This is a genomic window from Skermanella mucosa (assembly GCF_016765655.2).
Lineage (GTDB): Bacteria > Pseudomonadota > Alphaproteobacteria > Azospirillales > Azospirillaceae > Skermanella > Skermanella mucosa.
In genome coordinates, this window is record NZ_CP086106.1 from 4,310,203 (window position 1) to 4,332,615 (window position 22,413).

22 protein-coding genes and 1 tRNA gene are annotated in these 22,413 nt (G+C 67.6%); 19 read left to right on the forward strand and 4 right to left on the reverse strand.

Going from position 1 to position 22,413, the window contains the following annotated elements:
* Window positions 1–154: 154 nt before the first annotated feature.
* Window positions 155–229, forward strand: a tRNA-Thr gene (locus tag JL100_RS19990).
* A 40-nt stretch (window positions 230–269) separates the two neighbouring features.
* On the opposite strand, the gene JL100_RS19995 is transcribed toward JL100_RS19990, so the two are convergent.
* Window positions 270–851, reverse strand: coding sequence for a hypothetical protein (locus JL100_RS19995; protein ID WP_202684238.1), 582 nt, complete (start codon window positions 849–851; stop codon window positions 270–272).
* Window positions 852–1,240: 389 nt separating this feature from the next.
* Here JL100_RS19995 and JL100_RS20000 point away from each other — a divergent pair, with 389 nt between their 5' ends.
* From JL100_RS20000 to JL100_RS20045, 10 genes are all read left to right on the forward strand, one after another.
* The gene (locus JL100_RS20000) at window positions 1,241–1,615 is read left to right on the forward strand and encodes a hypothetical protein (RefSeq protein WP_202684239.1); all 375 of its coding nucleotides are present in this window, start codon (window positions 1,241–1,243) and stop codon (window positions 1,613–1,615) included.
* Window positions 1,616–1,775: 160 nt separating this feature from the next.
* Complete coding sequence (locus JL100_RS20005; RefSeq protein WP_202684240.1) at window positions 1,776–2,894, forward strand: NAD-dependent epimerase/dehydratase family protein; 1,119 nt, start codon at window positions 1,776–1,778, stop codon at window positions 2,892–2,894.
* A gap of 38 nt (window positions 2,895–2,932) precedes the next feature.
* Window positions 2,933–4,816, forward strand: a complete 1,884-nt coding sequence (locus JL100_RS20010) for an SDR family NAD(P)-dependent oxidoreductase (RefSeq protein WP_228420801.1) — start codon at window positions 2,933–2,935, stop codon at window positions 4,814–4,816.
* Window positions 4,813–6,117 (forward strand): TIGR04295 family B12-binding domain-containing radical SAM protein, encoded by a 1,305-nt coding sequence (locus JL100_RS20015; protein ID WP_202684241.1) that lies wholly within the window; start codon window positions 4,813–4,815, stop codon window positions 6,115–6,117. The genes JL100_RS20010 and JL100_RS20015 overlap by 4 nt, the downstream gene beginning before the upstream one ends.
* Window positions 6,118–6,155: 38 nt before the next feature.
* Window positions 6,156–7,292, forward strand: coding sequence for a glycosyltransferase family 4 protein (locus JL100_RS20020; RefSeq protein WP_202684242.1), 1,137 nt, complete (start codon window positions 6,156–6,158; stop codon window positions 7,290–7,292).
* Between the two features lie 49 nt (window positions 7,293–7,341).
* A complete protein-coding gene (locus JL100_RS20025) occupies window positions 7,342–8,460 on the forward strand; it encodes a CgeB family protein (RefSeq protein WP_202684243.1) in 1,119 nt (372 codons plus the stop codon).
* Window positions 8,460–9,557 carry a CgeB family protein gene (locus JL100_RS20030; RefSeq protein WP_202684244.1) on the forward strand — a complete coding sequence of 366 codons (1,098 nt, stop codon included), beginning with the start codon at window positions 8,460–8,462 and terminating at the stop codon, window positions 9,555–9,557. Before JL100_RS20025 ends, JL100_RS20030 begins: the two co-directional genes overlap by 1 nt.
* Window positions 9,554–10,678 carry a CgeB family protein gene (locus JL100_RS20035; RefSeq protein ID WP_228420802.1) on the forward strand — a complete coding sequence of 375 codons (1,125 nt, stop codon included), beginning with the start codon at window positions 9,554–9,556 and terminating at the stop codon, window positions 10,676–10,678. Before JL100_RS20030 ends, JL100_RS20035 begins: the two co-directional genes overlap by 4 nt.
* Window positions 10,679–10,888: 210 nt before the next feature.
* Complete coding sequence (locus JL100_RS20040; RefSeq protein ID WP_202684245.1) at window positions 10,889–11,527, forward strand: helix-turn-helix domain-containing protein; 639 nt, start codon at window positions 10,889–10,891, stop codon at window positions 11,525–11,527.
* 665 nt (window positions 11,528–12,192) lie between these two features.
* The gene (locus tag JL100_RS20045) at window positions 12,193–12,507 is read left to right on the forward strand and encodes a S24/S26 family peptidase (RefSeq protein WP_228420803.1); all 315 of its coding nucleotides are present in this window, start codon (window positions 12,193–12,195) and stop codon (window positions 12,505–12,507) included.
* Here the strand turns inward: JL100_RS20045 and JL100_RS20050 are convergent.
* The 3 genes from JL100_RS20050 to JL100_RS20060 all read right to left on the reverse strand — a co-directional run bounded on the left by JL100_RS20050 (window position 12,498) and on the right by JL100_RS20060 (window position 15,318).
* Window positions 12,498–12,803 (reverse strand): ATP-binding protein, encoded by a 306-nt coding sequence (locus tag JL100_RS20050; RefSeq protein ID WP_407696874.1) that lies wholly within the window; start codon window positions 12,801–12,803, stop codon window positions 12,498–12,500. The two genes, JL100_RS20045 and JL100_RS20050, sit on opposite strands and share 10 nt — an antisense overlap.
* 60 nt (window positions 12,804–12,863) lie before the next feature.
* Window positions 12,864–14,420, reverse strand: coding sequence for a PAS domain-containing sensor histidine kinase (locus JL100_RS20055; RefSeq protein ID WP_202684247.1), 1,557 nt, complete (start codon window positions 14,418–14,420; stop codon window positions 12,864–12,866).
* A gap of 295 nt (window positions 14,421–14,715) precedes the next feature.
* Window positions 14,716–15,318: a HupE/UreJ family protein gene (locus tag JL100_RS20060; RefSeq protein WP_202684248.1), complete on the reverse strand. Its 603-nt coding sequence runs from the start codon at window positions 15,316–15,318 to the stop codon at window positions 14,716–14,718.
* Between the two features lie 364 nt (window positions 15,319–15,682).
* On the opposite strand from JL100_RS20060, the gene JL100_RS20065 reads away from it, so the two are divergent.
* The 8 genes from JL100_RS20065 to hybE all read left to right on the forward strand — a co-directional run bounded on the left by JL100_RS20065 (window position 15,683) and on the right by hybE (window position 22,411).
* On the forward strand, window positions 15,683–16,783 hold the full coding sequence (locus tag JL100_RS20065; protein WP_202684249.1) for a hydrogenase small subunit: 1,101 nt from the start codon (window positions 15,683–15,685) through the stop codon (window positions 16,781–16,783).
* A gap of 72 nt (window positions 16,784–16,855) precedes the next feature.
* Window positions 16,856–18,649 carry a nickel-dependent hydrogenase large subunit gene (locus tag JL100_RS20070; RefSeq protein ID WP_202684250.1) on the forward strand — a complete coding sequence of 598 codons (1,794 nt, stop codon included), beginning with the start codon at window positions 16,856–16,858 and terminating at the stop codon, window positions 18,647–18,649.
* A 16-nt stretch (window positions 18,650–18,665) separates the two neighbouring features.
* Window positions 18,666–19,424, forward strand: coding sequence for a Ni/Fe-hydrogenase, b-type cytochrome subunit (gene cybH, locus JL100_RS20075; RefSeq protein WP_202684251.1), 759 nt, complete (start codon window positions 18,666–18,668; stop codon window positions 19,422–19,424).
* The gene (locus JL100_RS20080) at window positions 19,421–20,032 is read left to right on the forward strand and encodes a HyaD/HybD family hydrogenase maturation endopeptidase (protein WP_202684252.1); all 612 of its coding nucleotides are present in this window, start codon (window positions 19,421–19,423) and stop codon (window positions 20,030–20,032) included. Before cybH ends, JL100_RS20080 begins: the two co-directional genes overlap by 4 nt.
* A 16-nt stretch (window positions 20,033–20,048) precedes the next feature.
* A complete protein-coding gene (locus JL100_RS20085) occupies window positions 20,049–20,372 on the forward strand; it encodes a HypC/HybG/HupF family hydrogenase formation chaperone (protein ID WP_202684253.1) in 324 nt (107 codons plus the stop codon).
* Window positions 20,372–20,752 (forward strand): thioredoxin domain-containing protein, encoded by a 381-nt coding sequence (locus JL100_RS20090; protein ID WP_202684254.1) that lies wholly within the window; start codon window positions 20,372–20,374, stop codon window positions 20,750–20,752. The genes JL100_RS20085 and JL100_RS20090 overlap by 1 nt, the downstream gene beginning before the upstream one ends.
* 34 nt (window positions 20,753–20,786) lie before the next feature.
* The gene (locus JL100_RS20095) at window positions 20,787–21,653 is read left to right on the forward strand and encodes a hydrogenase expression/formation protein (protein WP_202684255.1); all 867 of its coding nucleotides are present in this window, start codon (window positions 20,787–20,789) and stop codon (window positions 21,651–21,653) included.
* On the forward strand, window positions 21,650–22,411 hold the full coding sequence (gene hybE / locus JL100_RS20100; protein WP_202684256.1) for a [NiFe]-hydrogenase assembly chaperone HybE: 762 nt from the start codon (window positions 21,650–21,652) through the stop codon (window positions 22,409–22,411). The genes JL100_RS20095 and hybE overlap by 4 nt, the downstream gene beginning before the upstream one ends.
* Window positions 22,412–22,413: the final 2 nt, after the last annotated feature.

The window sequence follows — 22,413 nt, forward strand, 5'->3', positions numbered from 1 at the left end:
CGGGGCAGGATCCCCACGCATGCCCATGGGGTACCGGCACCGGGCGCCGGGCGTCAACCGGTCTGCTCCCCCTTTCGCGCGGCCCGAGGAAATCTTCACCGCGGGCTTGTTCGGCAAGGCCCGCGGCGCTAGTCTGCATGCCGTTCGACCCGGGGCCGGCTTAGCACAGTGGTAGTGCAGCGGTTTTGTAAACCGAAGGTCGGGGGTTCAAATCCCTCAGCCGGCACCAGTCGAACACAGCGGCCTTTCGGAGTCGCGACTGCACTGACTCAGGCTTTTCCGCCGACGATGGCCGATACGCTCCTGTTCCGGTCATCCTTGCCGGTCGCCACGACTCCCCCGTTGCTGCCGGTGGTTTCAAAGGTGCCGTCGGCGCCCAGCCCGTTCTCGCAGCGCAGGAACCAGCTTCCCTTGTTCTTGTTCATCTTCTCTTCCGTGAAGCTGTAATAACCTCTGCATTTTGTCTGGTCGGTCATCACCAGTTCGATCGCGCCGGTGCGGCCATGTTCCTTGAATTCCATGATGCCAGACATGAGTGCCGTATAGCCTTCCCAGGTGAATGCCATGGGACGGATACCCTGGGCGGTAGCGGTTCGCTCCGCGTCGGACCGGGGCAAAGATTTGGAGAAATCGATCTGTTCCTTGTTCCAGACATACTTGCCTCCCCGGGCATAGATCAAGCAGCGCTTGCCGGGGTTCTTACTTTCGCAGGAATACAAAGCGACGGTCTCGTCATCACCCGAACACCTGATATCGTTGCAGTACGAGTAGCCATAGCTGCTGCCGTCCGGCGTCACCGCGAAGACTCCGGGGGTGCCCTTCTCCGACCATACCTTGAGCGCCTTCTCCACCCTCGGGCTCAGATCAAGCGGAGCCTCCGCGAACTGATACCCACCCCCACACCCTGAAAGCACGAGGACCGCCAAAGACAGACCTTTCTGAAATGAATTAGTTATCAATCTCATGTTTTTCTCCATTCCACGCACTGCATTATTTTACGCGCACGGTCGATCATACCCAGGTGCACCGATAATTTCTTAGCACATACTGCGTAAAGCGAATGGCATGGTTTTCAGTGTCAGAAGACGGGCCATGCAACAGTCGGGTTCCACCGCCCGCCGGCGCACCGCGGCCGTCTGGAACCAACCCCCCGCCCGCTCGTTGATGTCCCCGGACGCGCGCCACGCCGCGCATCCGCAGACATTTCTTCGACAAACAGCAACAGGCGCAGGGAACCCCAATGGCCGACCGCGAAACGGACCGCGATATGGGCGCGGCGCACGATGCAGCCTCACGCCCCGATCCCGCCAAGACAGCCAGTGCCGACCCGATGGAGCGCGGCCATCTCCGGGACCAGATCGACAGCGGCAAGTTCCGCGACAAGGTGGCGGCACCCGATCCGGCCACATCTCCGCTCGGCACCGACGACGAAGCGGCCGGCGTGCCGACCCCGGCCGCGAAGGTCCAGTACGAAAGCCCGGCCGCACCGGCCCATGCCCCGGCGAATTCCCATTCGCGGGATACGCCGCCGAGCCATCTCGGCCCGATGATCGCCGCCGGCATCGTCGTCGCCGCGTTCGTCATCGGGTTCATCATGATCTTCTCGGCCGGCTGAGCGGCCTTAGCCGCCCGCCCCGATCCCGACGGCTCGCCGGAAGATCATAGGCGAGCCGTCCTACGCCTCTGCGCCGCACCATACCCCGAAAGGGGGATTGGAACATCGACCGGCCGGATCCCGTTCTCCTCCTGGAAGAAAATCCGGGGAAAACAATCTTATGTCAAAAAAGATACTCATCACTGGCGGAGCCGGCTTCATAGGCTCGCATCTGGCCGACGAACTCATTGCCGCCGGCCATGAAGTCCGGGTTTTGGACAATTTATCCGAGCAGGTCCACGGCACCAGCGGCGCCCGGCCGGAGTATCTGAGCCGTGACATCGAGCTGCGCGTCGGCGACGTGCGCGATCCGGCCGCGGTCAAGTCCGCGCTGCAAGGCATCGATGCCGTCTATCACTTCGCCGCCATGGTCGGCGTGGGCCAGAGCATGTACCAGGTCGACGACTATGTCGGCGTCAACGATCTCGGCACCGCAGTGCTGCTCCAGGCGCTGATCGAGCGGCCTGTCGAGCGGCTGGTGGTCGCCAGCAGCATGAGCATCTACGGCGAAGGGCTGTATCGCGACATCAGGGGCGAGATCGTCACCCCGGCCGAACGCAGCCTTTCCAGGCTGAAGGACGGAATGTGGGAGCCGCTCGGCCCGGACGGCGGCGAGATCACCCCTGTCCCGACGACGGAGGACAAGGCGCCGACGCTGTCGTCGATCTATGCGCTCAACAAATATGTGCAGGAGCGCATGTGCCTGATGATCGGGCAGGCCTATAATATCCCGACCGTCGCGATGCGCTTCTTCAACGTGTTCGGCACCCGCCAGGCCCTTTCCAACCCCTATACGGGCGTGCTCGCGATCTTCGCCTCCCGGCTGCTCAACGGCAATCCGCCGATGATCTTCGAGGACGGGCTGCAGCGCCGTGACTTCGTCCATGTGGCCGACGTGGCGCGCGCCTGCCATCTGGCGCTGAACGCCAGGGACGCCGCGGGCCAGGTCTTCAATGTCGGCAGCGGCGACAGCTACAGCGTGGTCGAGGTGGCGGAGCAACTCGCCGCCTCGCTCGGCAAGTCGCGCATCGCGCCGACGCTGACCAGGAAGTTCCGCGTCGGCGACATCCGGCACTGCTTCGCCGACATCGGCAAGGCTCAGCGGCTACTGGGCTACCGGCCGGAGACGTCGCTGGCCGACGGCATGGTCGAGCTGGCGGCCTGGCTCGACGGCCAGATCGCGGTGGACCGCGTAGATCAGGCGAGCCGTGAGCTGGCGGCCAGAGGATTGGCCGTATGATGGGCGACCGGGATACCCCCAGGGATCTGCCCGCAACCATGCCAGGCTTCACCGAGACCTTCCGACCCGACGACCGGGACGGCGCCGAACGGACCGTGGCGACGCTGAAGCAGCTGGGCGTCCGCCGCCTGCGCGTTCCGGTCGGTGACGACGCCCCGGCCGATGGCTGGTGCGGCTGGCTGCTCCCGCGCCTCGCGGCGGAATTCGACCTGCTGCCGGCCCTCGCCCTCGGCGAGCCCGATGCAGTCGGTGGTATCGGAAAACTCCTGGCGGCCTTGCCCGCCCTGGAGTGGGTCGAGATCGCCGCCGCGCCGGGACGATCGCCGGCCATCGCGGAGGCCGCCGCCACGATCCGGCGGGACGGCCGCAAGGTGGTGCTGAGCGGCCTGGGTCCGGCGGCCCTGGAACTCCTCGCCCGGCAGGGCGGCCTCGACGACATCGACGCCGTCGGCATCGGGGCGTTCCCCGGCACCGGCGACACCTCCTGGCCGGGTTGGGAAGCGGTCGTCGGGGAATACGCGCAGGCTGTGGCCGCGACCGGCCGCGCTCCCGCCCTGTGGATCACCGGCACCGGCTTCTCCACCTGGCGCCATGACGAGCGCGGCCAGATCAGGGCCTTCCTCGCCGCGACCGAGGCCCCGGCGGACCGGGTCTACTGGTCGTCGCTCCAGGACCTCGCCCCGGACGAGGCCAGCGCCCAGGGCTTCCACGCGGACGAGCGAGATTACGCGCTGGGCGTGCTCCGCGCCGATGGTTCGCCCAAGCTGCTCGGCCGACTGCTGGAGCGGGGCGGCATCGCGGCGGTCCGGTCGGTGGACCGCCTGGGCCGTCCCGGTTCGCCCCGTCCGGCGACGGGCAGCACGGGCAAGCCCGTCGTCATCACGGGCGGTGCCGGCTTCATCGGGACCAACCTGGCCGACCGACTGGTCCGCGAGGGCCATCGGGTCATCGTCTACGACAACCTGTCGCGCCCCGGCGTCGAGCAGAACATCGACTGGCTGAAATCGACCCACGGCAGCGCCGTCAGTTTCGAACTAGCCGACATCCGCGATCCCCACGTGCTCCGCGAGGCGGTCGCCCAGGCCGGCAAGATGTTCCACTTCGCGGCCCAGGTCGCCGTGACCACCAGCCTGGTGGACCCGATCACCGATTTCGAGATCAACGCCCGGGGCACGGTGAACCTGCTGGAGGCGATGCGGGCCCAGGCCGAGCCGCCTCCCCTGGTGTTCACCTCGACCAACAAAGTCTACGGCAAGCTGGCCGACCTGGAGCTGCGGCTGGAAGCCGAGCGCTACGCCCCGGCCGACCCGGAGATCCGCGCCCGCGGCATCGACGAGTCGCGTCCGCTGGACTTCTACAGTCCCTACGGCGCGTCGAAGGGCAGCGCCGACCAGTATGTGCTGGACTATTCCCGTACCTACGACCTGCCGACCGTGGTCTTCCGCATGAGCTGCATCTACGGTCCCCACCAGTTCGGCACCGAGGACCAGGGCTGGGTCGCCCATTTCCTGATCCGCGCGCTGGACGGGGAACCGATCACCCTGTACGGCGACGGCTGCCAAGTCCGCGACATCCTGTTCGTCGAGGATCTGGTCGACGCCTTCCTCGCCGCGCAGGAACATATGCCGGCGATCCGGGGGCAGGCTTTCAACATCGGCGGCGGACCCGCGAACGCGACCAGCCTGGTCGAGCTGCTGGAAAGGATCGGATCGGCCTCCGGCCGCCATCCCGACATCAGCTTCGGCCCCTGGCGGCCGGGCGACCAGCTTTATTACGTCTCCGACACGGCCAAGTTCGCCGCCGCCACCGGATGGCGGGCGCGGGTCGGGATCGCCGAGGGAATCGCGCGCCTGTCCGGCTGGCTGACCGAAAACCGTATCGCCGGCGCCGAGGCGCCCGTCCTGAGGAGGGCGGCATCATGAAGTTCGCCCTGATCAACCCGAACTGGAACTTCGACGGCAGCATCTATTTCGGCTGCCGCGAGCCGCACCTGCCGCTGGAGTACGGCTACTCCAAGGCCCTGATCGAGCGCGCCGGCCACGAGGCGGTGATCATCGACGGCCAGCTGATGGACCTCGACCTGGACGGGATTCGCGCCAGGGTCGCCGAGTACGCGCCCGACTTCACCGTGGTCACCACCGCGCCCAGCTACCTGTTCTGGCGCTGCGCCCCGCCGGAACTGCGGATCCCGCAGGAGGTGCTGAAGGCGGTCGGAGACGTCGGCGGGACGCTGGTCGCGGTCGGGCCGCACGGCTCGACCACGCCGCGGGCGGCCTATGCCAAGCTGGGGGTCGACGTGGTCGTGATGGGCGAGTGCGAGGAACTTCTTCCCCGCCTCGCCGACGAGTCGTGGGACGCCATCCCGTCGATCTGCTTCGGGCCGCGCGACAACCCCAAGGTCAACGGCGGCCCCTTCGCCTCGCGCTTCACCGATCTGCCGGCGCTGTCCTGGCCCGACGAGTGGGTCACCCGCCACCATCACCACCATCACCGTTTCGACATCGATCCGAATGGTCCCCGGCCCGGTCCGGGAGGGGAGATGGAGACCTCGCGCGGGTGCCCCTACCGCTGCTCCTTCTGCGCCAAGGAGAATTTCCGCGACAAGTACCGCAAGCGCCCGCTCCCCGTCGTCCTGGAGGAGCTGGACAGGCTGATCGCGCAGGGCGTCGAGTATGTCTATTTCATCGACGAGATCTTCCTGCCCAACGCCGAGCTGCTGGAAGCGCTGGTCGAACGCAGGATCAAGTTCGGCGTCCAGACCCGCATCGACCTGTGGAAGGAGCCGATGCTGGAGCTGCTCGGCCGGGCCGGCTGCGTCTCGATCGAGGCGGGAGTCGAGAGCCTGACGCCGGAGGGGCGCCAGGCACTGGACAAGAACTGCCGCATGTCGACCGAGGAGCTGACCGACCGGCTGATCTTCGCCAAGCGGCACGTCGCCTTCGTCCAGGCCAACCTGATCGAGGCCGGCACCGACGACGACGGCATGGTCGAAGCGTGGCGGAAACGGCTGCTGGAACACGGCGTCTGGGCCAACGAGCCCGTGCCGCTGTTCCCCTATCCCGGCTCGCCGGACTACCGGAAGCTCTGGGGCCTGCCGGACGACCAGGCGTGGGAACGCGCCCTCGACCACTACCTGACCCACCACGTGGATTTCAGCGACATCCAGGACCAGCGCCCGCTGCCGCTGCGCGAACTGGAGCTGGCCGCCCCGGACATGCGCTGACCATGGTTCCCGCATCGGGCTCTCCGCGCAGAGTGTTGATGACGGCCGACGCCGTCGGCGGCGTCTGGGACTATGCCCTGGAACTGGCCGGCGGTCTGGCGCGGCGCGGTGTCCGCGTTACCCTGGCGGTGATGGGGCCGGCGCCTTCCCCGGCGCAGCGCGCCCGGGCGGTCGCGATCCCCGGCCTGGGGCTGCACCACGGCGATTTCAGGCTGGAATGGATGGAGCGTCCGGAAGACGACCTGACCGCCGCCGGCGACTGGCTGCTCGACCTTGCGGAGCGCGTGGCGCCCGATCTGGTCCATCTCAACGGCTATGCCCATGCGGCGCTGCCTTGGGGACGGCCGGTCGTCGCGGTCGCCCATTCCTGCGTGCTGTCCTGGTGGCAGGCCGTCCACGGATGTCCGGCCCCGGCGGAGTGGCGGCCCTATGCCGGGCGGGTCGCGGCCGGCCTGGCGTCGGCGGATCGGGTGGTGGCCCCGACCCAGGCCATGCTCGACGCGCTGGAAACCCATTACGGGCCGGTCCCGCACGGCCGCGTGGTCTGGAACGGACGGGACGGAGGCGCGTGGCACCCCCGGCCGGACCGGGAGCCCACGGTCATCAGCGTGGGGCGGATCTGGGACGAGGCCAAGAACATCCGCGCCCTCGACGGCGTCGCCGCCGGACTGGACTGGCCGGTGGTGGTCGCCGGCTCCTGGCGGCACCCGGACGGGCGGCACCCGGACGGGCGGAGCCCGGAAGGCGATGCCCTGCCGGCGAACCTGCGGCTCCTGGGCCATCTCCGCCCCGACGAGCTGGCCGACCGGTACGGACGGGCGGCGGTCTTCGCCCTGCCCGCCCGGTACGAGCCGTTCGGACTGTCGATCCTGGAGGCCGCGCTGTCCGGCTGCGCCCTGGTGCTGGGCGACGTGCCGAGCCTGCGCGAGCTGTGGACCGGAGCCGCGGTTTTCGTCGCCCCGGACGATCCGGCCGCCCTGGCGCGCGAACTGCGGCGGATGGCCGCGGATCCCGCACACCTGCTGGCGCTCGCCACCGCCGCGCGCCAGCGCGCACGCAGTTATGGCACGGAACGCATGGTCGCGCGTTATCTCGACGTCTATGCCGACCTGCTGGACGCGCCGCGCTCGATCCCGCTTCACCGCGATGGCGCCGCCGTACCGCTGGAACGCTGACTCGACGCCGTTCTTCAAGCCAAGCGTTCTTCAAGCCAAGCGGAGACCCATGCGCTTCGTCTATTTCACCCATTCGCTGGTGTCCGACTGGAATCACGGCAACGCCCACTTCCTGCGCGGCGTGATCCGGGAACTGACCGCCCGCGGCCATCAGGTCCAGGTGTTCGAGCCGCGCAACGGCTGGAGCCTGCAGAACCTGATCGCCGACCAGGGAGCCGAGGCGGTCGCCCGCTTCGCCGCCGTCTTCCCCGGCTTCGGCTCCACCAGCTACGATCCTGCCACCCTGGACCTGGACCGCGCGCTGGACGGTGCCGATGTCGTGATCGTCCACGAATGGAACGACCATGACCTGGTGGCGAACATCGGCCGCAAGCGGGCCGCCGGCGGGCGCTTCCAGCTGCTGTTCCACGATACCCATCATCGTTCCGTCACCGATCCGAAGTCGATGGCGGCCTACGACCTGACGGCGTACGACGGCGTGCTGGCCTACGGCGCCGTGATCCGGGAGATCTATCTCAGCATGGGCTGGGGCCGGCGCGCCTGGACCTGGCACGAGGCGGCGGACACCGCCCTGTTCCGCCCGCTGCCCGGCCGCCCCCGCGAGGGCGACCTGGTGTGGGTCGGCAATTGGGGCGACGGCGAGCGCTCGATCGAGCTGGGCGAGTTCCTGTTGCTGCCGATCCGCCAGCTCAAGCTGAAGGCGCGGATCCACGGCGTGCGCTATCCCGCCGACGCCAAGGCGGCCATCGCGCTGGCCGGGGCCGAGTATGCCGGATACCTGCCCAACCACGAGGCCCCCGAGGCCTTCGCCCGGTTCCCGGTGACGGTCCACGTGCCGCGGCGCCCCTATGTCGAGACGCTGCGCGGCATCCCGACCATCCGCCCCTTCGAGGCCCTGGCCTGCGGCATCCCGCTGGTCTGCTCGCCCTGGGACGACGCCGAGGGACTGTTCCGCCCCGGCAGCGACTACCTGATAGCCCGTGACGGTACCGAAATGACCAAGCACCTCCGAGATGTCCTCAACGATCTCGACCTCGCCGCATCGCTCGCGCGGAGCGGCTACGAGACGATCCAGTCCCGTCACACCTGCGGCCACCGGGTCGACGAGCTGCTGGAGATCTGCCGCGGCCTGAAGCAGGAAAGACCCCTGTTGCAGGAGGCCCGCTGATGGCCGGCCTCGACATCTCCTTCTACGGGTCCAGCCTGGTCTCGGCCTACTGGAACGGCGCCGCGACCTATTACCGGGGCATCATCCGGGCCCTGGCGGCGCGCGGTCACCGCGTGACCTTCTTCGAGCCGGATGCCTATGGGCGCCAGCAGCACCGCGACATCCCCGATCCCGACTGGGCGCGGGTGGTGGTCTACCCCAACGACGAGGCGAGCGCCCGCCGGGCGCTGGAACAGGGCCGCAACGCCGACGTGATCGTCAAGGCCAGCGGCGTCGGGGTGTTCGACGGCCTGCTGGAGGCCGGCGTGCTCGACGTGCGGCGCCCGGACGCCACCGTGATCTTCTGGGACGTGGACGCTCCGGCGACCCTGGCGTCAATGCGGGAGAACCCCGGCGACACGCTGCGCCCGCTGATTCCCCGCTACGACATGGTGCTGACCTACGGTGGCGGCGACCCGGTGATCCGAGCCTACCGCGAGGTCGGCGCGCGGGACTGCGTGCCGATCTACAACGCCCTGGACCCCGACACCCACCACCCGGTGCCGGCCGACCCGCGCTTCGCCGCCGACCTGGGCTTCATGGCGAACCGCCTTCCCGACCGCGAGGCGCGGGTCGAGGAATTCTTCCTGAAGGCCGCCGCGGCGCTGCCCGGCCGGCGTTTCCTGCTGGGCGGCAACGGCTGGGGCGACAAGCCGATGCCGGGCAACGTCAATTATATCGGCCACGTCTATACCGCCGACCACAACGCCGTGAACTGCTCCGCGCTGGCCGTGCTGAACGTTGCCCGCGACAGCATGGCCGCCGTCGGCTTCTCGCCGGCCACCCGCGTGTTCGAGGCGGCGGGAGCCGGCGCCTGCGTGATCACCGACGCCTGGGAAGGAATCGAACAGTTCCTGATCCCCGGCGAGGAGATCCTGGTGGCGCGCGATGGCGCCGAGGTCGCGGCCCATGTGGACGCGCTGACGCCCGAGCGGTCCCGCGCCATCGGCGAGGCGGCCCGGCGCCGCATGCTCGACGCCCACACCTACGCCCACCGCGCCGGGGAGGTCGAGGCCCTGCTGGTGAACGGCGCCCATGCCGGGCGGGTCCCGGCATGACCGGGATCGTCTACGGGCGCATGGCCGAACGGGCGGCCGGGCTGTCGATCGTCGTCCTCGGCCTCAGCATCACGTCGTCCTGGGGCAACGGCCACGCGACCACGTACCGGGCGCTGGTCAAGGCCCTTTCCGACCGCGGCCACGACGTGCTGTTCCTGGAAGCCGACCGCCCCTGGTACGCCGCCCACCGCGACCTGGCGGAGCCGCCCTTCTGCCGGACCGCGCTGTACCAGGATCTGGAGGACCTTCGCGATCGGTTCACCCGGGAGGTCCGCGACGCCGACCTGGTGATCGTCGGGTCCTTCGTTCCGGACGGCGTCGATGTCGGCGGCTGGGCGATCCGGACCGCGCGCGGCGTCACGGCCTTCTACGACATCGACACCCCGGTGACGCTGGCGAAGCTGGAACGCGGCGACGTCGAGTATCTGAGCCCAGACCTGATCCCGCGCTACGACATCTACCTGTCTTTCACCGGCGGTCCGACCCTCGGGCGGCTGGAGAGGCAGTTCGGCTCGCCGATGGCCCGCGCGCTCTACTGCTCGGTCGATCCCGAGCGGTACTATCCGGAAACGGGAATCGGCCCGGGGTGGGACCTGGGGTATCTCGGCACCTACAGCCCCGACCGCCAACCGACGGTGGACCGGCTGCTGGTGGAACCGGCTCGGGCCTGGGCGGAGGGGAGATTCGTGGTCGCCGGGCCGCAGTATCCGGAAACCATCGGCTGGCCCGGCAACGTCGAACGGGTCGACCACCTGCCGCCGGACCAGCATCGCGCCTTCTACAACGCCCAGCGATTCACGCTTAACGTGACGCGGGCCGACATGATCGCGGCCGGGTGGTCGCCCAGCGTCCGGCTGTTCGAGGCGGCAGCGTGCGGGACGCCGATCATCAGCGACTGGTGGCCGGGCCTGGACGGCCTGTTCGAGCCAGGCACGGAGATCATCATCGCGGCGGATGCCGGAGCCGTGCTCGAAACCCTGCGATCCATGTCCGATGGTCACCGTCAGGCGATCGGCGAACGGGCGCGTTCGCGGATCCTCGCCAACCACACGGCGGCACACCGCGCGGCCGAGCTGGAAATGTTCGTCGCGGAAGCGCGGGCGGCCGTTTCCACCGCGTGACGGATCGGGAAAATGCCGGCCGTGGACATGTTGTCGCGGCCGGCCCCTTTGCCCCCGGATCAGCAGTCCGAATAACCGGGCGGCCACGCTCCGTCAAAGACGTATCCCGATAATGGCACGCCACCGGTGCGGGTTGAATCTGTTTCTATGTGCCGGGAATTTTAGGTAAAATGGAAATGTATTCGAGCAGCCGCAATTTTGAGAAAAAAGATGGAATCCAAGGTTGAGCATGACGGCACGCGTCTTCGCAACTACCGGATGATGAAGAACATCACCCTGACGAAAGCCGCCGGCATGTGCGGCGTATCGAAGAGCGAGTTGTCCAAGCTGGAATCCGGGGCGCGCCCCATCCGGCCCGACCATGTGATCAAGCTGGCCGGGGTCTATGGGATCACCCCGCTCGACCTGCTGACACCGGACAGCAAGCTGCGCGCCTTCATCGAGCGAGCCACCGATACGCCCCTCCACCAGCACGAGATCCCGCTGTTCGAAGGCCGGACGCTCTCCGCCCGGCAGAATGACGCGGTTCCGACCGGCAAGGTCCCCTGCCCGATCCAACTGGTCGACGTGCCGGGCGCCTATGCGGTCAGCATCGGCGACATGGCCAACGCCCCGGCACTCCTGCCCGGCGTGATACTGCACATCCACCCGCAGCGTCCGGTCGTCATCAACGATCTGGTCATCAACCGCGTGACCTGGTCCCCGCTGGTGTTCTTCCTGCGGCAATCCGACGACGGGGACCTTTACGGCCTGACCTTGTCGAAGAAGCGCGTCGATCTGGACCGCGACGCGATCGACCTGCTCCACAAGGTGGCGGGAGTCTGGATGATCAACGGCCCGCGCGAGTGAATGGACACGCACGAGTCGCTCCCCTTTTCCAAGCCGCAACCCCACGACGCCGCCTGTGCGGAGCGTAGCGGCCTGCGATCCGCCCCGTGCAATGCCGCAAGACCGAATTTCCGGTTCGGACATCCGCTCGGATTCCGCACAGCGCATTCCCTGAATCGGTATTCGAACGGCTTTGCTCTAAGTCGTCTTGTTACTTCCTGTTCATGAACATTCCTGGATCGGAACATTATCCGACGGCATCCGATAGCATTGATAACTAACCAATTTTCATCTTTCCAAGAGGCGAAATTAGAAAATACACCGGATTTTCTTTTTGCTATGACTGCGTAGCAAGCAGTTGGGGGCAGACGATGAAAATGGTCTTGGATGGCGCGGATGGTCATCGCCAGTCGGTTCTTGCCCTGATCAGGACCAAGAGCACTTTAAAGGCCGCCAGCATCGCCTGCGGCAGAAATCACGGCTACTTCCATCAATATCTGTTCCAAAGCAAGCCGCGCTTCCTCCCGGAAGACGTGCGGATCAAGTTGGCTCAGTACCTGGGAATAGGAGAAAGCCGGCTGCGTGAACCGGAATTGCTTGTTTCGGCGGAAATGCCGGTTTCCGCCTCCGCTGAAACGCGCCCCAGACTGATGGTTTACGGACGGGCATCCGATCTGGAGATCGACATGACCTCGCCGGTCGCCGAGACCGAGCGGCCGGCCACGCTGGCCCATGTGATCGACGCCTTCGCCGCTTATGTCCACGATGGGGCGCTCAGCCCATGCCTGCCGGTCGGCAGCCTGGTCTATGTCGATCCGAGCAAGCCGTTGCGGCCTGGCGATTTCGTCCTGGTCAAGCAGGCTACCACCGCCCGGATCGCGGTGTTCCGCGGAAGGAACGCCGATGGCGTCATCCTGGATTTCGGCGGCGGGCGGGAGGAATCGATGGGTATCGGGCGGTCGGCCGCCATCTGCAAGATCGTCGGTGCCGACTATCCCTGACGCGCAGCACCCAAGGGCAAAGCCAGCCCCGACAGGGGCAGGCCTGACCGGGGCAGTATGACGCAGACACGGGTGCCGATGCCAAGCTCGCTGCGGATGTCGATCCGGCCTCCGTGCATTTCCGTGAGGGAACGCGTCAGGGCCAGCCCGAGACCGGTTCCGGCATGCCTGCGGGTATGGCGGTTGTCGATCTGCTCGAACGGGGTCCCGACCCGGCGCAGATCCTCGGGCGCGATGCCGATCCCGGTATCGGATACCGCGACGTGCATCTCGTCCCCGACGACTTCGGTCGACACCGTTACCTTGCCCCCGCGGTCGGTGAACTTGATCGCGTTGGACAGCAGGTTGAGCAGGATCTAGTTGAGGGCGCGCTCGTCCGCGAGGACGGTGACGCCGTCGGGCGGCGTCCCGCCATCGCCGGTTTCGACGATCTCGATGCCCGCCTCGTCGGCCCGGAGGCGGACCATCCGGGTGCAGCGGCGGACCACTGCCGATACATCGACCTCGGTCCTGTGCAGCACGTATTTCCCGGCTTCGATCTTCGACATGTCGAGGATATCGTTGATCAGCTCCAGCAGGTGCCGGCCGCTGGTATGGACATCGCGGGCATATTCCACGTAGCGTTGCACGCCGACCGGCCCCAGCGCCTGGGTCTCGATCATCTCGGAGAAGCCGATGATCGCGTTCAGCGGCGTCCGCAGTTCATGGCTCATCATGGCGAGGAACTGCGACTTGATGCGGCTTGCCTCCTCCGCGTTGTCGCGCGCGGTCAGGTAGCGCGACGCCAGTTCGGACAGCGCGCAGGTCTGCGCTTCCAGCCGGGAGCGCGCCTCCTCCAGCTCCGCGACATGGACGCGCAGGCTTTCCTCGCTGGTCTTCAGCTTCAGTTCCTGCTGCTTCAGCAGGGTGATGTCGGTCCTGATGCCGACGATCCCGCCTTCGGACGTACGCCGGTAGCTGCCGAGCAGCCAACGCCCGTCCGGCAATTCCTGCTCGTGCTCGCCCTCCAGCCGGACACCCTGCGGCGCCAGGCACGCTTCGCCCGAATCCGAGGGAGACAGGTCCTTGTAGCGGCTGTTGCACAGGACCAGGCGCTGATCGGCGTCCCAGAGCACGAAGCCCTCGTTGACGCTTTCGATGGCGTCCCGAAGCCGCTGCTCGACGCGCTTGATCTCGGTGACGTCGACCCAGGCCGCCACCATGTGGCCGCGCGGCGTTTTCTGCTCGCTCACCCGGAAATGGCGCCCGTCGGTGAAAGCCACCGTGAGGTCCGTCCCGGTACCGCATTCCCCGCGGCATCGCAGCCGCGCCTCCATCCACTCCTCGGCATCGCCCTCGATCCGGTAGACACCCGCCTCCACGTTGGCCCGCAGCAGCCGTTCGAACCGGACCCCGGGGCGGATCAGGTCGGCGGTGGGTGCGAACAGATCCCGGAAGCGCTTGTTATGGAGAAGCAGCCGGCCCCGCGGATCCCACAGGGTGATGGCCTGCGAAACGGAGTCGACCGCCTCCTGCAGGCGGTTGTTCGCTTCGCGCAGGGCGTTCAGCTCAAGGCGCCGGGCATCCAGTTCCAACCGGTGCGCCGTGATGTCGCGCTGGACCGCCAGCACAAGGCGCCGCCCGTCGGTGGCGTCCTGGAAAGGCGAGATCGTCACGTCCGACCAGTATTCCCGTCCGTCCTTGGCATAGCCGCGGATTTCCGCCCGCACCGCCTGCCCGAGGCCAAGCGCCCGGCATATCCTGGCCAGCTCCCTGCGGGACGGATCGATGCCCGGGAGGAACCCGGGCGTCAGTCCGGCGATTTCCTCCGGCCGGTAGCCCGTCAATTCGGTGAAAGCGGGATTGACGTAGACGACTCGGGCTCCGGACAGATCGGCGGCGCCGTCGGCGAGCGTCCAGTCGGCGATGGTCACCGTATCCGGAGAATGGCGGAACAGGGAATCGAAAGCGGGTTCCGGCCGCAAGGCCGTTGGAACCGGGTTCATCTCCCTGGTGATCGCTCCGCTTTCCATGATCCCGGCGGTGTGCGGGCATTTCGCCCGGCCTCTTGTCGATATGAAAGGGTACCGGCCGGCGAATGAATCTTTCGTAAATGATCCGCCAGCAGGAGATGGCAAAAAGATACCTCCTCCCCGCGAAGGGAGGAGGTTTGCGACAGACGGATCCGCCGCGCCCGGGACCGGAGCGGCGGAGAAAGGGCCGCTCCGGTCAGCCCATCAGGACCAGGGCCACCCCGCCGATGCCGACCAGCGCGCCGCTGCCGCGCACCGCGATCGTTCCGGCCGTACCCCGGGCGACGTTGCGGATGGCGAGGATCGCCCCGATGCCGGCGCCGTGGAGCAGCGCGGTCGCCAGCGCGAAGCCCATGCCGTACAGCCACGGCGAGGCCGCCGCCGGCATCTCGGCGCCGTGCGCGTAGCCGTGGAAGACCGCGAAAAGCGCCGTGATCGCGGCGCAGGCGGCCAGCGGAAGCTTCGGCTGGAACGCCACGAGCCCGCCCAGCACCAGCACCGAACCGATGATGCCCAGCTCGACCGACGGCAGCGGCAGCCCAGCCATGCCGGCCAGCCCGCCCAGCACCATGGTCACGACGAACGACTCCGGCAGCACCCAGAGCGCCCGGCCGCCCAGTTGCGCGGCCCACAGGCCGACCGCGACCATGGCGAGCAGATGGTCCAGGCCGCCGAGCGGATGCTCGAAGCCGTGCATGAACCCGCCCGGCTCCATGTGCCCCGTGTGTGCGAACGCCGCCATCGGCATGGCCGCCAGCGCGGCCGCCACGAGCCCTAGTCCGAGACCTGTACGCCTCATGTGATCGTCTCCTGAAGAAAGAATTGAAGCCGCCAATGCGCAACCTTGCCAGAAGGCAACTGGCCAGCAGGTGACCTGGACCGGGACGGCGACAGCAAGGGTGGATATTTTAACAAAAATTGCCCAATCGCGGTTGATCCAGATCAATGTGAGCCAAAGACATAAGACAGATTGTCTATGACCTGGCTGGCAGGGGAAGGCCCGGACCAAGGAATCGCCGGGACAGCGACGGAAAGCAAGGGTCGCGTTCGGTTAGAGGCCTGATTTCGGGAAGCGGCGGCATTCTGCGGGGCATTCCGCCGCGGACGTCGATCGGGGCCGTCGGGAGCAAGGCGGATCGGGTACAAGCGAAAGGAACAGGCCTATGGCCAGGGTGGAAACCTTCTACGACGTGATCCGGCGGCAGGGTATCAGCCGCCGCAGCTTCCTCAAGTTCTGCTCGCTGACCGCGGCTTCCCTCGGACTGGCGCCGGCCTTCGGGCCGCGCATCGCCCACGCGATGGAGACCAAGCCCCGCATCCCGGTGCTGTGGCTGCACGGGCTGGAATGCACCTGCTGCTCGGAGAGCTTCATCCGCTCCGCGCACCCGCTGGTCAAGGACGTCGTCCTGTCGATGATCAGCCTGGACTACGACGACACCATCATGGCCGCCGCCGGCCACCAGGCGGAGGCGATCCTCGACGAGATCCGCCACGAGTACAAGGGCCGCTACATCGCGGCGGTGGAGGGCAATCCGCCGCTGAACGAGGACGGCATGTACTGCATCATCGGCGGCCGGCCGTTCGTCGAGCAGCTCCGCGAAGTCTGCTCGGACGCCATGGCCGTGATCTCGTGGGGCTCCTGCGCGTCCTGGGGCTGCGTCCAGGCGGCCAAGCCCAACCCGACCCGCGCCACCCCGGTCCACGAGGTCATCACCGACAAGCCGATCATCAAGGTGCCCGGCTGCCCGCCGATCGCCGAGGTGATGACCGGCGTGGTGACCTACATGCTGACCTTCGACCGCATTCCGGAACTGGACCGCCAGGGCCGGCCCAAGATGTTCTACAGCCAGCGCATCCACGACAAGTGCTACCGCCGGCCCCATTTCGACGCCGGCCAGTTCGTCGAGCAGTGGGACGACGAGCAGGCCCAGAAGGGCTATTGCCTCTACAAGATGGGCTGCAAGGGGCCGACCACCTACAACGCCTGCTCGACCACCCGGTGGAACGCCGGCGTCTCCTTCCCGATCCAGTCCGGCCACGGCTGCATCGGCTGTTCCGAGGACGGCTTCTGGGACAACGGCTCGTTCTACGACCGCCTCACCAACATCAAGCAGTTCGGCATCGAGGCGAACGCCGATCAGGTCGGCGGCGCCGTCGCGGGGGTGATCGGCACCGGCATCGCGGCCCATGCCGCCGTCAGCGCCGTCAAGCGCGCCCGCATGAAGGCCGGCGAGACCCAGGCCCCCGCCACTCCGCACGACTGACCGCTGGTCCGCCCCCGGAACAAGCGCCCGGACCCGTGAACGCGAAGATCTAAGGACTAGAGGAACAGCGCGATGGCAACCGTTTCGACGCCGAACGGATTCTCCCTGGACAATGCCGGCCGCCGGGTGGTGGTCGATCCCGTGACTCGGATCGAGGGGCACATGCGCGTCGAGGTCAACCTCGACGGCGACAACGTGATCCGCAACGCGGTTTCCACCGGCACCATGTGGCGCGGGCTGGAGGTCATCCTGAAGGGTCGCGATCCGCGAAACGCCTGGGCCTTCACCGAACGGATCTGCGGCGTCTGCACCGGCACCCACGCGCTGACATCGGTCCGCGCGGTCGAGGACGCGCTTGACATCAAGATTCCCGAGAACGCAAACACCATCCGCAACATCATGCAGCTGACGCTGCAGGTCCACGACCATCTGGTCCATTTCTACCACCTGCACGCGCTCGACTGGGTCGACATCGTCTCCGGCCTCAAGGCCGACCCCAAGGCCACGTCGGAGTTGGCCCAGAGCATCAGCTCGTGGGGCAAGTCGTCGCCGGGATATTTCCGCGACATCCAGGCCCGGCTGCGCAAGTTCGTGGAGAGCGGCCAGCTCGGCCCGTTCAAGAACGCCTACTGGGGGCACGCCGCCTACAAGCTGCCGCCCGAAGCCAACCTGATGGCGACCGCCCACTACCTGGAAGCGCTCGATTTCCAAAAGGAGATCGTGAAGATCCACACGGTCTACGGCGGCAAGAACCCGCACCCCAACTGGCTGGTCGGCGGCGTGCCCTGCCCGATCAACATCGACGGGACCGGTGGCGTCGGCGCCATCAACATGGAACGGCTCAATCTGGTATCGTCGATCATCGACCAGTCGATCGAGTTCGTGAACCAGGTCTATATCCCGGACCTGATCGCCATCGCCGGCTTCTACAAGGACTGGCTGTACGGCGGCGGGCTGGCCAGCACGTCGCTGATGTCCTACGGCGACATCCCGGAGCGGGCGAACGACTATTCCGACAAGAGCCTGATGCTGCCGCGCGGCGTCATCCTCAACGGCAAGCTGGACGAGATCCACGAGATCGACCTGAGGGCGCCCGACCAGGTGCAGGAGTTCGTCAACCATTCCTGGTACAAGTACGCCGACGAGTCCAAGGGCCTCCACCCCTGGGACGGCGTGACCGAGCCCAACTACGTGCTCGGCCCCAACGCCAAGGGCACCAAGACCCGGATCGAGGCGGTGGACGAGGGGGCGAAATACTCCTGGATCAAGTCGCCGCGCTGGAAGGGCCACGCGGTCGAGGTCGGGCCGCTGGCCCGCTACGTCATCGGCTATGCCCAAAACAAGCCGGAGTTCAAAGAGCCGGTCGACCAGCTCCTGAAGGCCCTGGACGTCCCGGTCACCGCCCTGTTCTCCACCCTGGGCCGCACAGCGGCGCGCGGGCTGGAATGCGCCTGGGCGGCGGAGAAGCTGCGCTACTTCCAAGACAAGCTGGTCCGCACCATCAAGGCCGGCGACGAGACCACGGCCAACACCGCCAAGTGGGACCCGTCGAGCTGGCCGAAGTCGGCCAAGGGCGTCGGCTTCACCGAGGCGCCGCGCGGCGCGCTCGGTCACTGGATCCGGATCGAGAACACCAAGATCGCCAATTACCAGGCGGTCGTCCCGACCACCTGGAACGGCAGCCCGCGCGACACCAAGGGCAATATCGGGGCGTTCGAGGCCTCGCTGCTCGACACCCCCATGGCCGATCCGGAGCAGCCGCTGGAGATCCTGCGCACCCTGCACAGCTTCGACCCCTGCCTCGCCTGCTCGACCCACGTGATCGCGCCGGACGGCAGGGAACTCACCGAAGTCACCGTGCGCTGAGCGGAGGAACGCCCCCATGACCGCGCATGTCGACAAGACCCCGGCACCATCCTCCGCCGACGACGAGATCGCCGATCTCGCGACCGCGCGGAACCACCTGCAGGTCCGCCAGACCGCCATCTACGTCTACGAGTGGCCGGTGCGCCTGTGGCACTGGGTGAATGCCGTCGCGATCCTGGTGCTCGCCGTCACCGGCTACCTGATCGGCTCGCCGCCGGGCTCCCAGCCGGGAGAGGCGAGCGACGCCTACCTGATGGGCTATATCCGCTTCGCCCACTTCGCCGCCGGCTACGTGATGGCGATCGGCATGGCCGGGCGGATCTACTGGGCTTTCGTCGGCAACGTGCATGCCCGCCAGATGTTCGTCCTGCCGTTCTGGTCCGGCAAGTTCTGGCGGGAAGTGCTGGTCGAGGCGCAGTGGTACGCCTTCATGCGCGACTACCCGAAGAAATATATCGGCCACAACCCGCTGGCCCAGCTCGCCATGGTGACGATCTACAGTGTCGGCAGCATCTTCATGATCGTCACCGGCTTCGCGCTCTACTCCGAGGGGGCGGGTCAGGACAGCTGGTTCGACACGCTGTTCGGCTGGGTGATCCCGCTGGTCGGCAACTCGCAGAACCTGCACACGATCCATCATCTCGGCATGTGGGTGATCGTCACCTTCGTGATCATCCACGTCTATGCCGCGATCCGCGAAGACATCATGAGCCGGCAGAGCATGATCAGCACCATGATCAGCGGCTGGCGGATGTTCAAGGACGACGGCAAGTGAGCATCGAAACCGGTCGTCCCGTCCTCGTCCTGGGCATCGGCAACATCCTCTGGGCCGACGAGGGCTTCGGCGTGCGGTGCGTGGAAGAGCTGCACCGCCGCTGGAGCTTTCCCGACGACGTGCTGGTGATGGACGGCGGCACCCAGGGCCTCTACCTCGTCCATTACGTCAAGGCCGCCCGCCGGGTCATCGTGTTCGACGCGATCGACTACGGCGAGGAGCCGGGGACCTTGAAGCTGGTGCGCGGCGAGGAGGTGCCCAAGTTCACCGGCGCCAAGAAGATGAGCCTGCACCAGACCGGCTTCCAGGACGTGCTGAGCGCCGCCGAGCTGCTGGGCGGCACCCTCGACGACATCCTGCTGATCGGCGTCCAGGCGGTCGAGTTGGAAGACTACGGCGGGAGCCTGACCCCGCCGGTCCGGGCCCGGATCGAGCCCGCCCTGGCCATCGCGGTCGAGCAACTGGAGCGCTGGGGCTATCCCGCGACGCCACGGACCGGCGCTGCCGACCATCTGCTGCACGGCGGCATCGGCCTCGCCGATTACGAAGCCGGCCGCCCCTCCGCCGAAGACGCCTGCCGCGTCGGCGACTCCCGCTTCTTCGCCTGATCGGAGCCGAACGGCCATGTGCATCGGCATCCCCATGCAAGTCCGCTCCGAAAATGGACTGACCGCTCTGTGCGCCGGCCGGGGCGAGGAACGTCGGGTCAGCCTGCTGCTGACCGGCGAACTGCCGGTCGGCGCCTGGGTCATGGTCCATGTGGACACCGCGATCCGCACCCTGGACGAGGCCGAGGTCCCGCTGATCAACGACGCCCTCGACGCGCTGGAGGCGGCCGGCCGGGGCGATCCCTTCGAGCACCTGTTCGCCGACCTGATCGGCCGCGAACCCCAGCTTCCCGACCATCTCCGCGAGCAGCAGCCCGCCCCTTCACGAGGAAAAGCCTGATGCCCGCAACGGTCATCGAACGCCTGATCGCGATCGAGAACTGCCCGGTGATCACCGAAGGGACGGTGGACCGTTTCCTGGACGGCAGCGGAATGGCGATCCTCTTCTTCACCGGGGATCCGCGCCAGCGGCCGGAAAGCAACGATGTCGCCGTCGTCCTGCGCGAGCTCAACACGGTGTTTCCGGGCCGCCTGCGCGTCGGCATCGTCGACCAGGCGGCCGAGGCCGCGCTCAAGCCTCGCTTCGGCGTGCTGGTCGTGCCCACCCTCGTCTATATGCACCAGGGCGAGTTCGTCGGCCTGATCCCCCGGATCCAGGACTGGCGGAGCTATGTCGAGAAGACGCGCATCTTCCTCGAAGCCGCGCCGCCGGGCCCCTGACCGAAACCCGCCGCCAGAGAAGGGAACGACCACGATGCGCCACCCGATGAAATGGGAAAACGAAGAGCAGCCGACCGGCGTGTTCCTGGGCGGTCCGGAAGCCGAGTCCCTGGACCTGATGCGGATGCCGGCCGCCGTGCGGCGTCTCGACCGGCTGTCGCTGCCCGGAACGACGCCGGGGCTGGCGGATGCCGCGCGCACCCTCATGGCGGTTCGCGCGGCCCTCGACGGCTTCACGGTCGACTCATCCCCGGCGCTGTTTCCGCTCTCCGGACTGGACGAGGCAGCGGTGGCGCTGCTCGACGACGCCCTGGGCGAGGGCGAGGTCGGCATCGTCGTGTCGGGCGCCAGCGAGTACCAGATCCAGGAATCGGTGCTGCCCGGCGTCTGGCGGGTCAAGACGTTCGCCCTGGCGGGCGGTCCCGCAGGCGCCCTGGCCGGCGACCATATCGAGGTGGCGGACGTCCCCGGCGTCGTGCGCGCCGCCGCCCTGGGCGGCACCCGCGCGCAGTTGGAAATCGGCGATCCGCCCGAAGGCTGCATGAACGTCATGCCGGTCCTGGCCGAGCTTCGGGCGCGCACGGCGGCCTACGTCCAGGGCGACCGCAACCATGTCATCAGCTTCACCCTGTTCCCCATGAACGAGACGGACATGGCGTTCCTCAAGCTGACGCTCGGGATGGGGCCGGTCCAGGCCGTATCGCGCGGCTACGGCACCTGCCGCGTCACCCTAACCGGCCAGCGCCACGTCTGGAGCGTCCAGTACCTCAACGCCATGGACACGGTGATCCTGGACACCATGGAGATCGGCGACGTCCCGGTCGCCCTGTCGGCGGCTGACGAGGATTTCCAGGACAGCGCCGAGCGGCTGGGCGAGATCCTGGAGGCCTATTTCCAATGACCTCGGCGTCCCCGGCACTCCGGAACCTGTTCGAAGGCTCGTTCCTGGGCGACGCCGCGCGGATCGCCCCGGACGCGCGGCTGGAATGCGGCATCTGCTGGACCCCCTACGACCCTGCCGAAGGCGACCCGGTCTGGCAGATCCCGCCGGGAACCCCCTTCGCGGCCCTGCCCGAGGACTGGCGCTGCCCGACCTGCGACGCGGAAAAGCACAAGTTCATGGTGCTGGACGCTCCGGCCGCCGCCCCGGCGGAGTCGCCGCCCGGCGACCCGTCCGGTGCGCTGGCCGAGGCCTATCGGCGGATCGCGCGAACGGTGATGTCCGACCTGCCGCTCTACAATCCACGCCTGGCCGTCGAGGCGGTCGGCTTCCGGCGATATGGCGACGGCTGGCTCGGCATCATGGTGACGCCCTGGTTCATGAACGCCGTCCTGGTGCCCGGCGTTCCGGGAGCCTGGGACGGCCTGAGGGACGGGGTGAAATCAGTCCGGACCCTGCCGTCCGGCGACTACGAGTTCGTCGCCGGCCGTCTCGACGGCGTCGGGACGATCCTGAACTGCTCGCTCTTCTCCCCGATGTTCGAGTTCGAGGAGCAGGCCGTCGCCCTTCAGACCGCCGAGGCCGCGCTCGCGGCCCTGCTCGAACCCGAACCGGGTGCCGAGGCATCCCCGCTACCCCCTCCCGCGCCCGCGGCCCCGGCACCCGCCCCGGTCGAGGTGAGCCGCCGCCATCTGCTGCGCGGCAGCTTCGGAGGCTGACC

What these genes read in the sequence shown, in the direction of transcription:
- JL100_RS20000 (WP_202684239.1), top strand. Translation starts at nt 1,241, where the DNA reads ATGGCCGACCGCGAAACGGACCGCGATATGGGCGCGGCGCACGATGCA.
- JL100_RS20005 (WP_202684240.1), top strand. Translation starts at nt 1,776, where the DNA reads ATGTCAAAAAAGATACTCATCACTGGCGGAGCCGGCTTCATAGGCTCG.
- JL100_RS20010 (WP_228420801.1), top strand. Translation starts at nt 2,933, where the DNA reads ATGCCAGGCTTCACCGAGACCTTCCGACCCGACGACCGGGACGGCGCC.
- JL100_RS20015 (WP_202684241.1), top strand. Translation starts at nt 4,813, where the DNA reads ATGAAGTTCGCCCTGATCAACCCGAACTGGAACTTCGACGGCAGCATC.
- JL100_RS20020 (WP_202684242.1), top strand. Translation starts at nt 6,156, where the DNA reads ATGACGGCCGACGCCGTCGGCGGCGTCTGGGACTATGCCCTGGAACTG.
- JL100_RS20025 (WP_202684243.1), top strand. Translation starts at nt 7,342, where the DNA reads ATGCGCTTCGTCTATTTCACCCATTCGCTGGTGTCCGACTGGAATCAC.
- JL100_RS20030 (WP_202684244.1), top strand. Translation starts at nt 8,460, where the DNA reads ATGGCCGGCCTCGACATCTCCTTCTACGGGTCCAGCCTGGTCTCGGCC.
- JL100_RS20035 (WP_228420802.1), top strand. Translation starts at nt 9,554, where the DNA reads ATGACCGGGATCGTCTACGGGCGCATGGCCGAACGGGCGGCCGGGCTG.
- JL100_RS20040 (WP_202684245.1), top strand. Translation starts at nt 10,889, where the DNA reads ATGGAATCCAAGGTTGAGCATGACGGCACGCGTCTTCGCAACTACCGG.
- JL100_RS20045 (WP_228420803.1), top strand. Translation starts at nt 12,193, where the DNA reads ATGACCTCGCCGGTCGCCGAGACCGAGCGGCCGGCCACGCTGGCCCAT.
- JL100_RS20060 (WP_202684248.1), bottom strand. Translation starts at nt 15,318, where the DNA reads ATGAGGCGTACAGGTCTCGGACTAGGGCTCGTGGCGGCCGCGCTGGCG.
- JL100_RS20065 (WP_202684249.1), top strand. Translation starts at nt 15,683, where the DNA reads ATGGCCAGGGTGGAAACCTTCTACGACGTGATCCGGCGGCAGGGTATC.
- JL100_RS20070 (WP_202684250.1), top strand. Translation starts at nt 16,856, where the DNA reads ATGGCAACCGTTTCGACGCCGAACGGATTCTCCCTGGACAATGCCGGC.
- cybH (WP_202684251.1), top strand. Translation starts at nt 18,666, where the DNA reads ATGACCGCGCATGTCGACAAGACCCCGGCACCATCCTCCGCCGACGAC.
- JL100_RS20085 (WP_202684253.1), top strand. Translation starts at nt 20,049, where the DNA reads ATGTGCATCGGCATCCCCATGCAAGTCCGCTCCGAAAATGGACTGACC.
- JL100_RS20090 (WP_202684254.1), top strand. Translation starts at nt 20,372, where the DNA reads ATGCCCGCAACGGTCATCGAACGCCTGATCGCGATCGAGAACTGCCCG.
- JL100_RS20095 (WP_202684255.1), top strand. Translation starts at nt 20,787, where the DNA reads ATGCGCCACCCGATGAAATGGGAAAACGAAGAGCAGCCGACCGGCGTG.
- hybE (WP_202684256.1), top strand. Translation starts at nt 21,650, where the DNA reads ATGACCTCGGCGTCCCCGGCACTCCGGAACCTGTTCGAAGGCTCGTTC.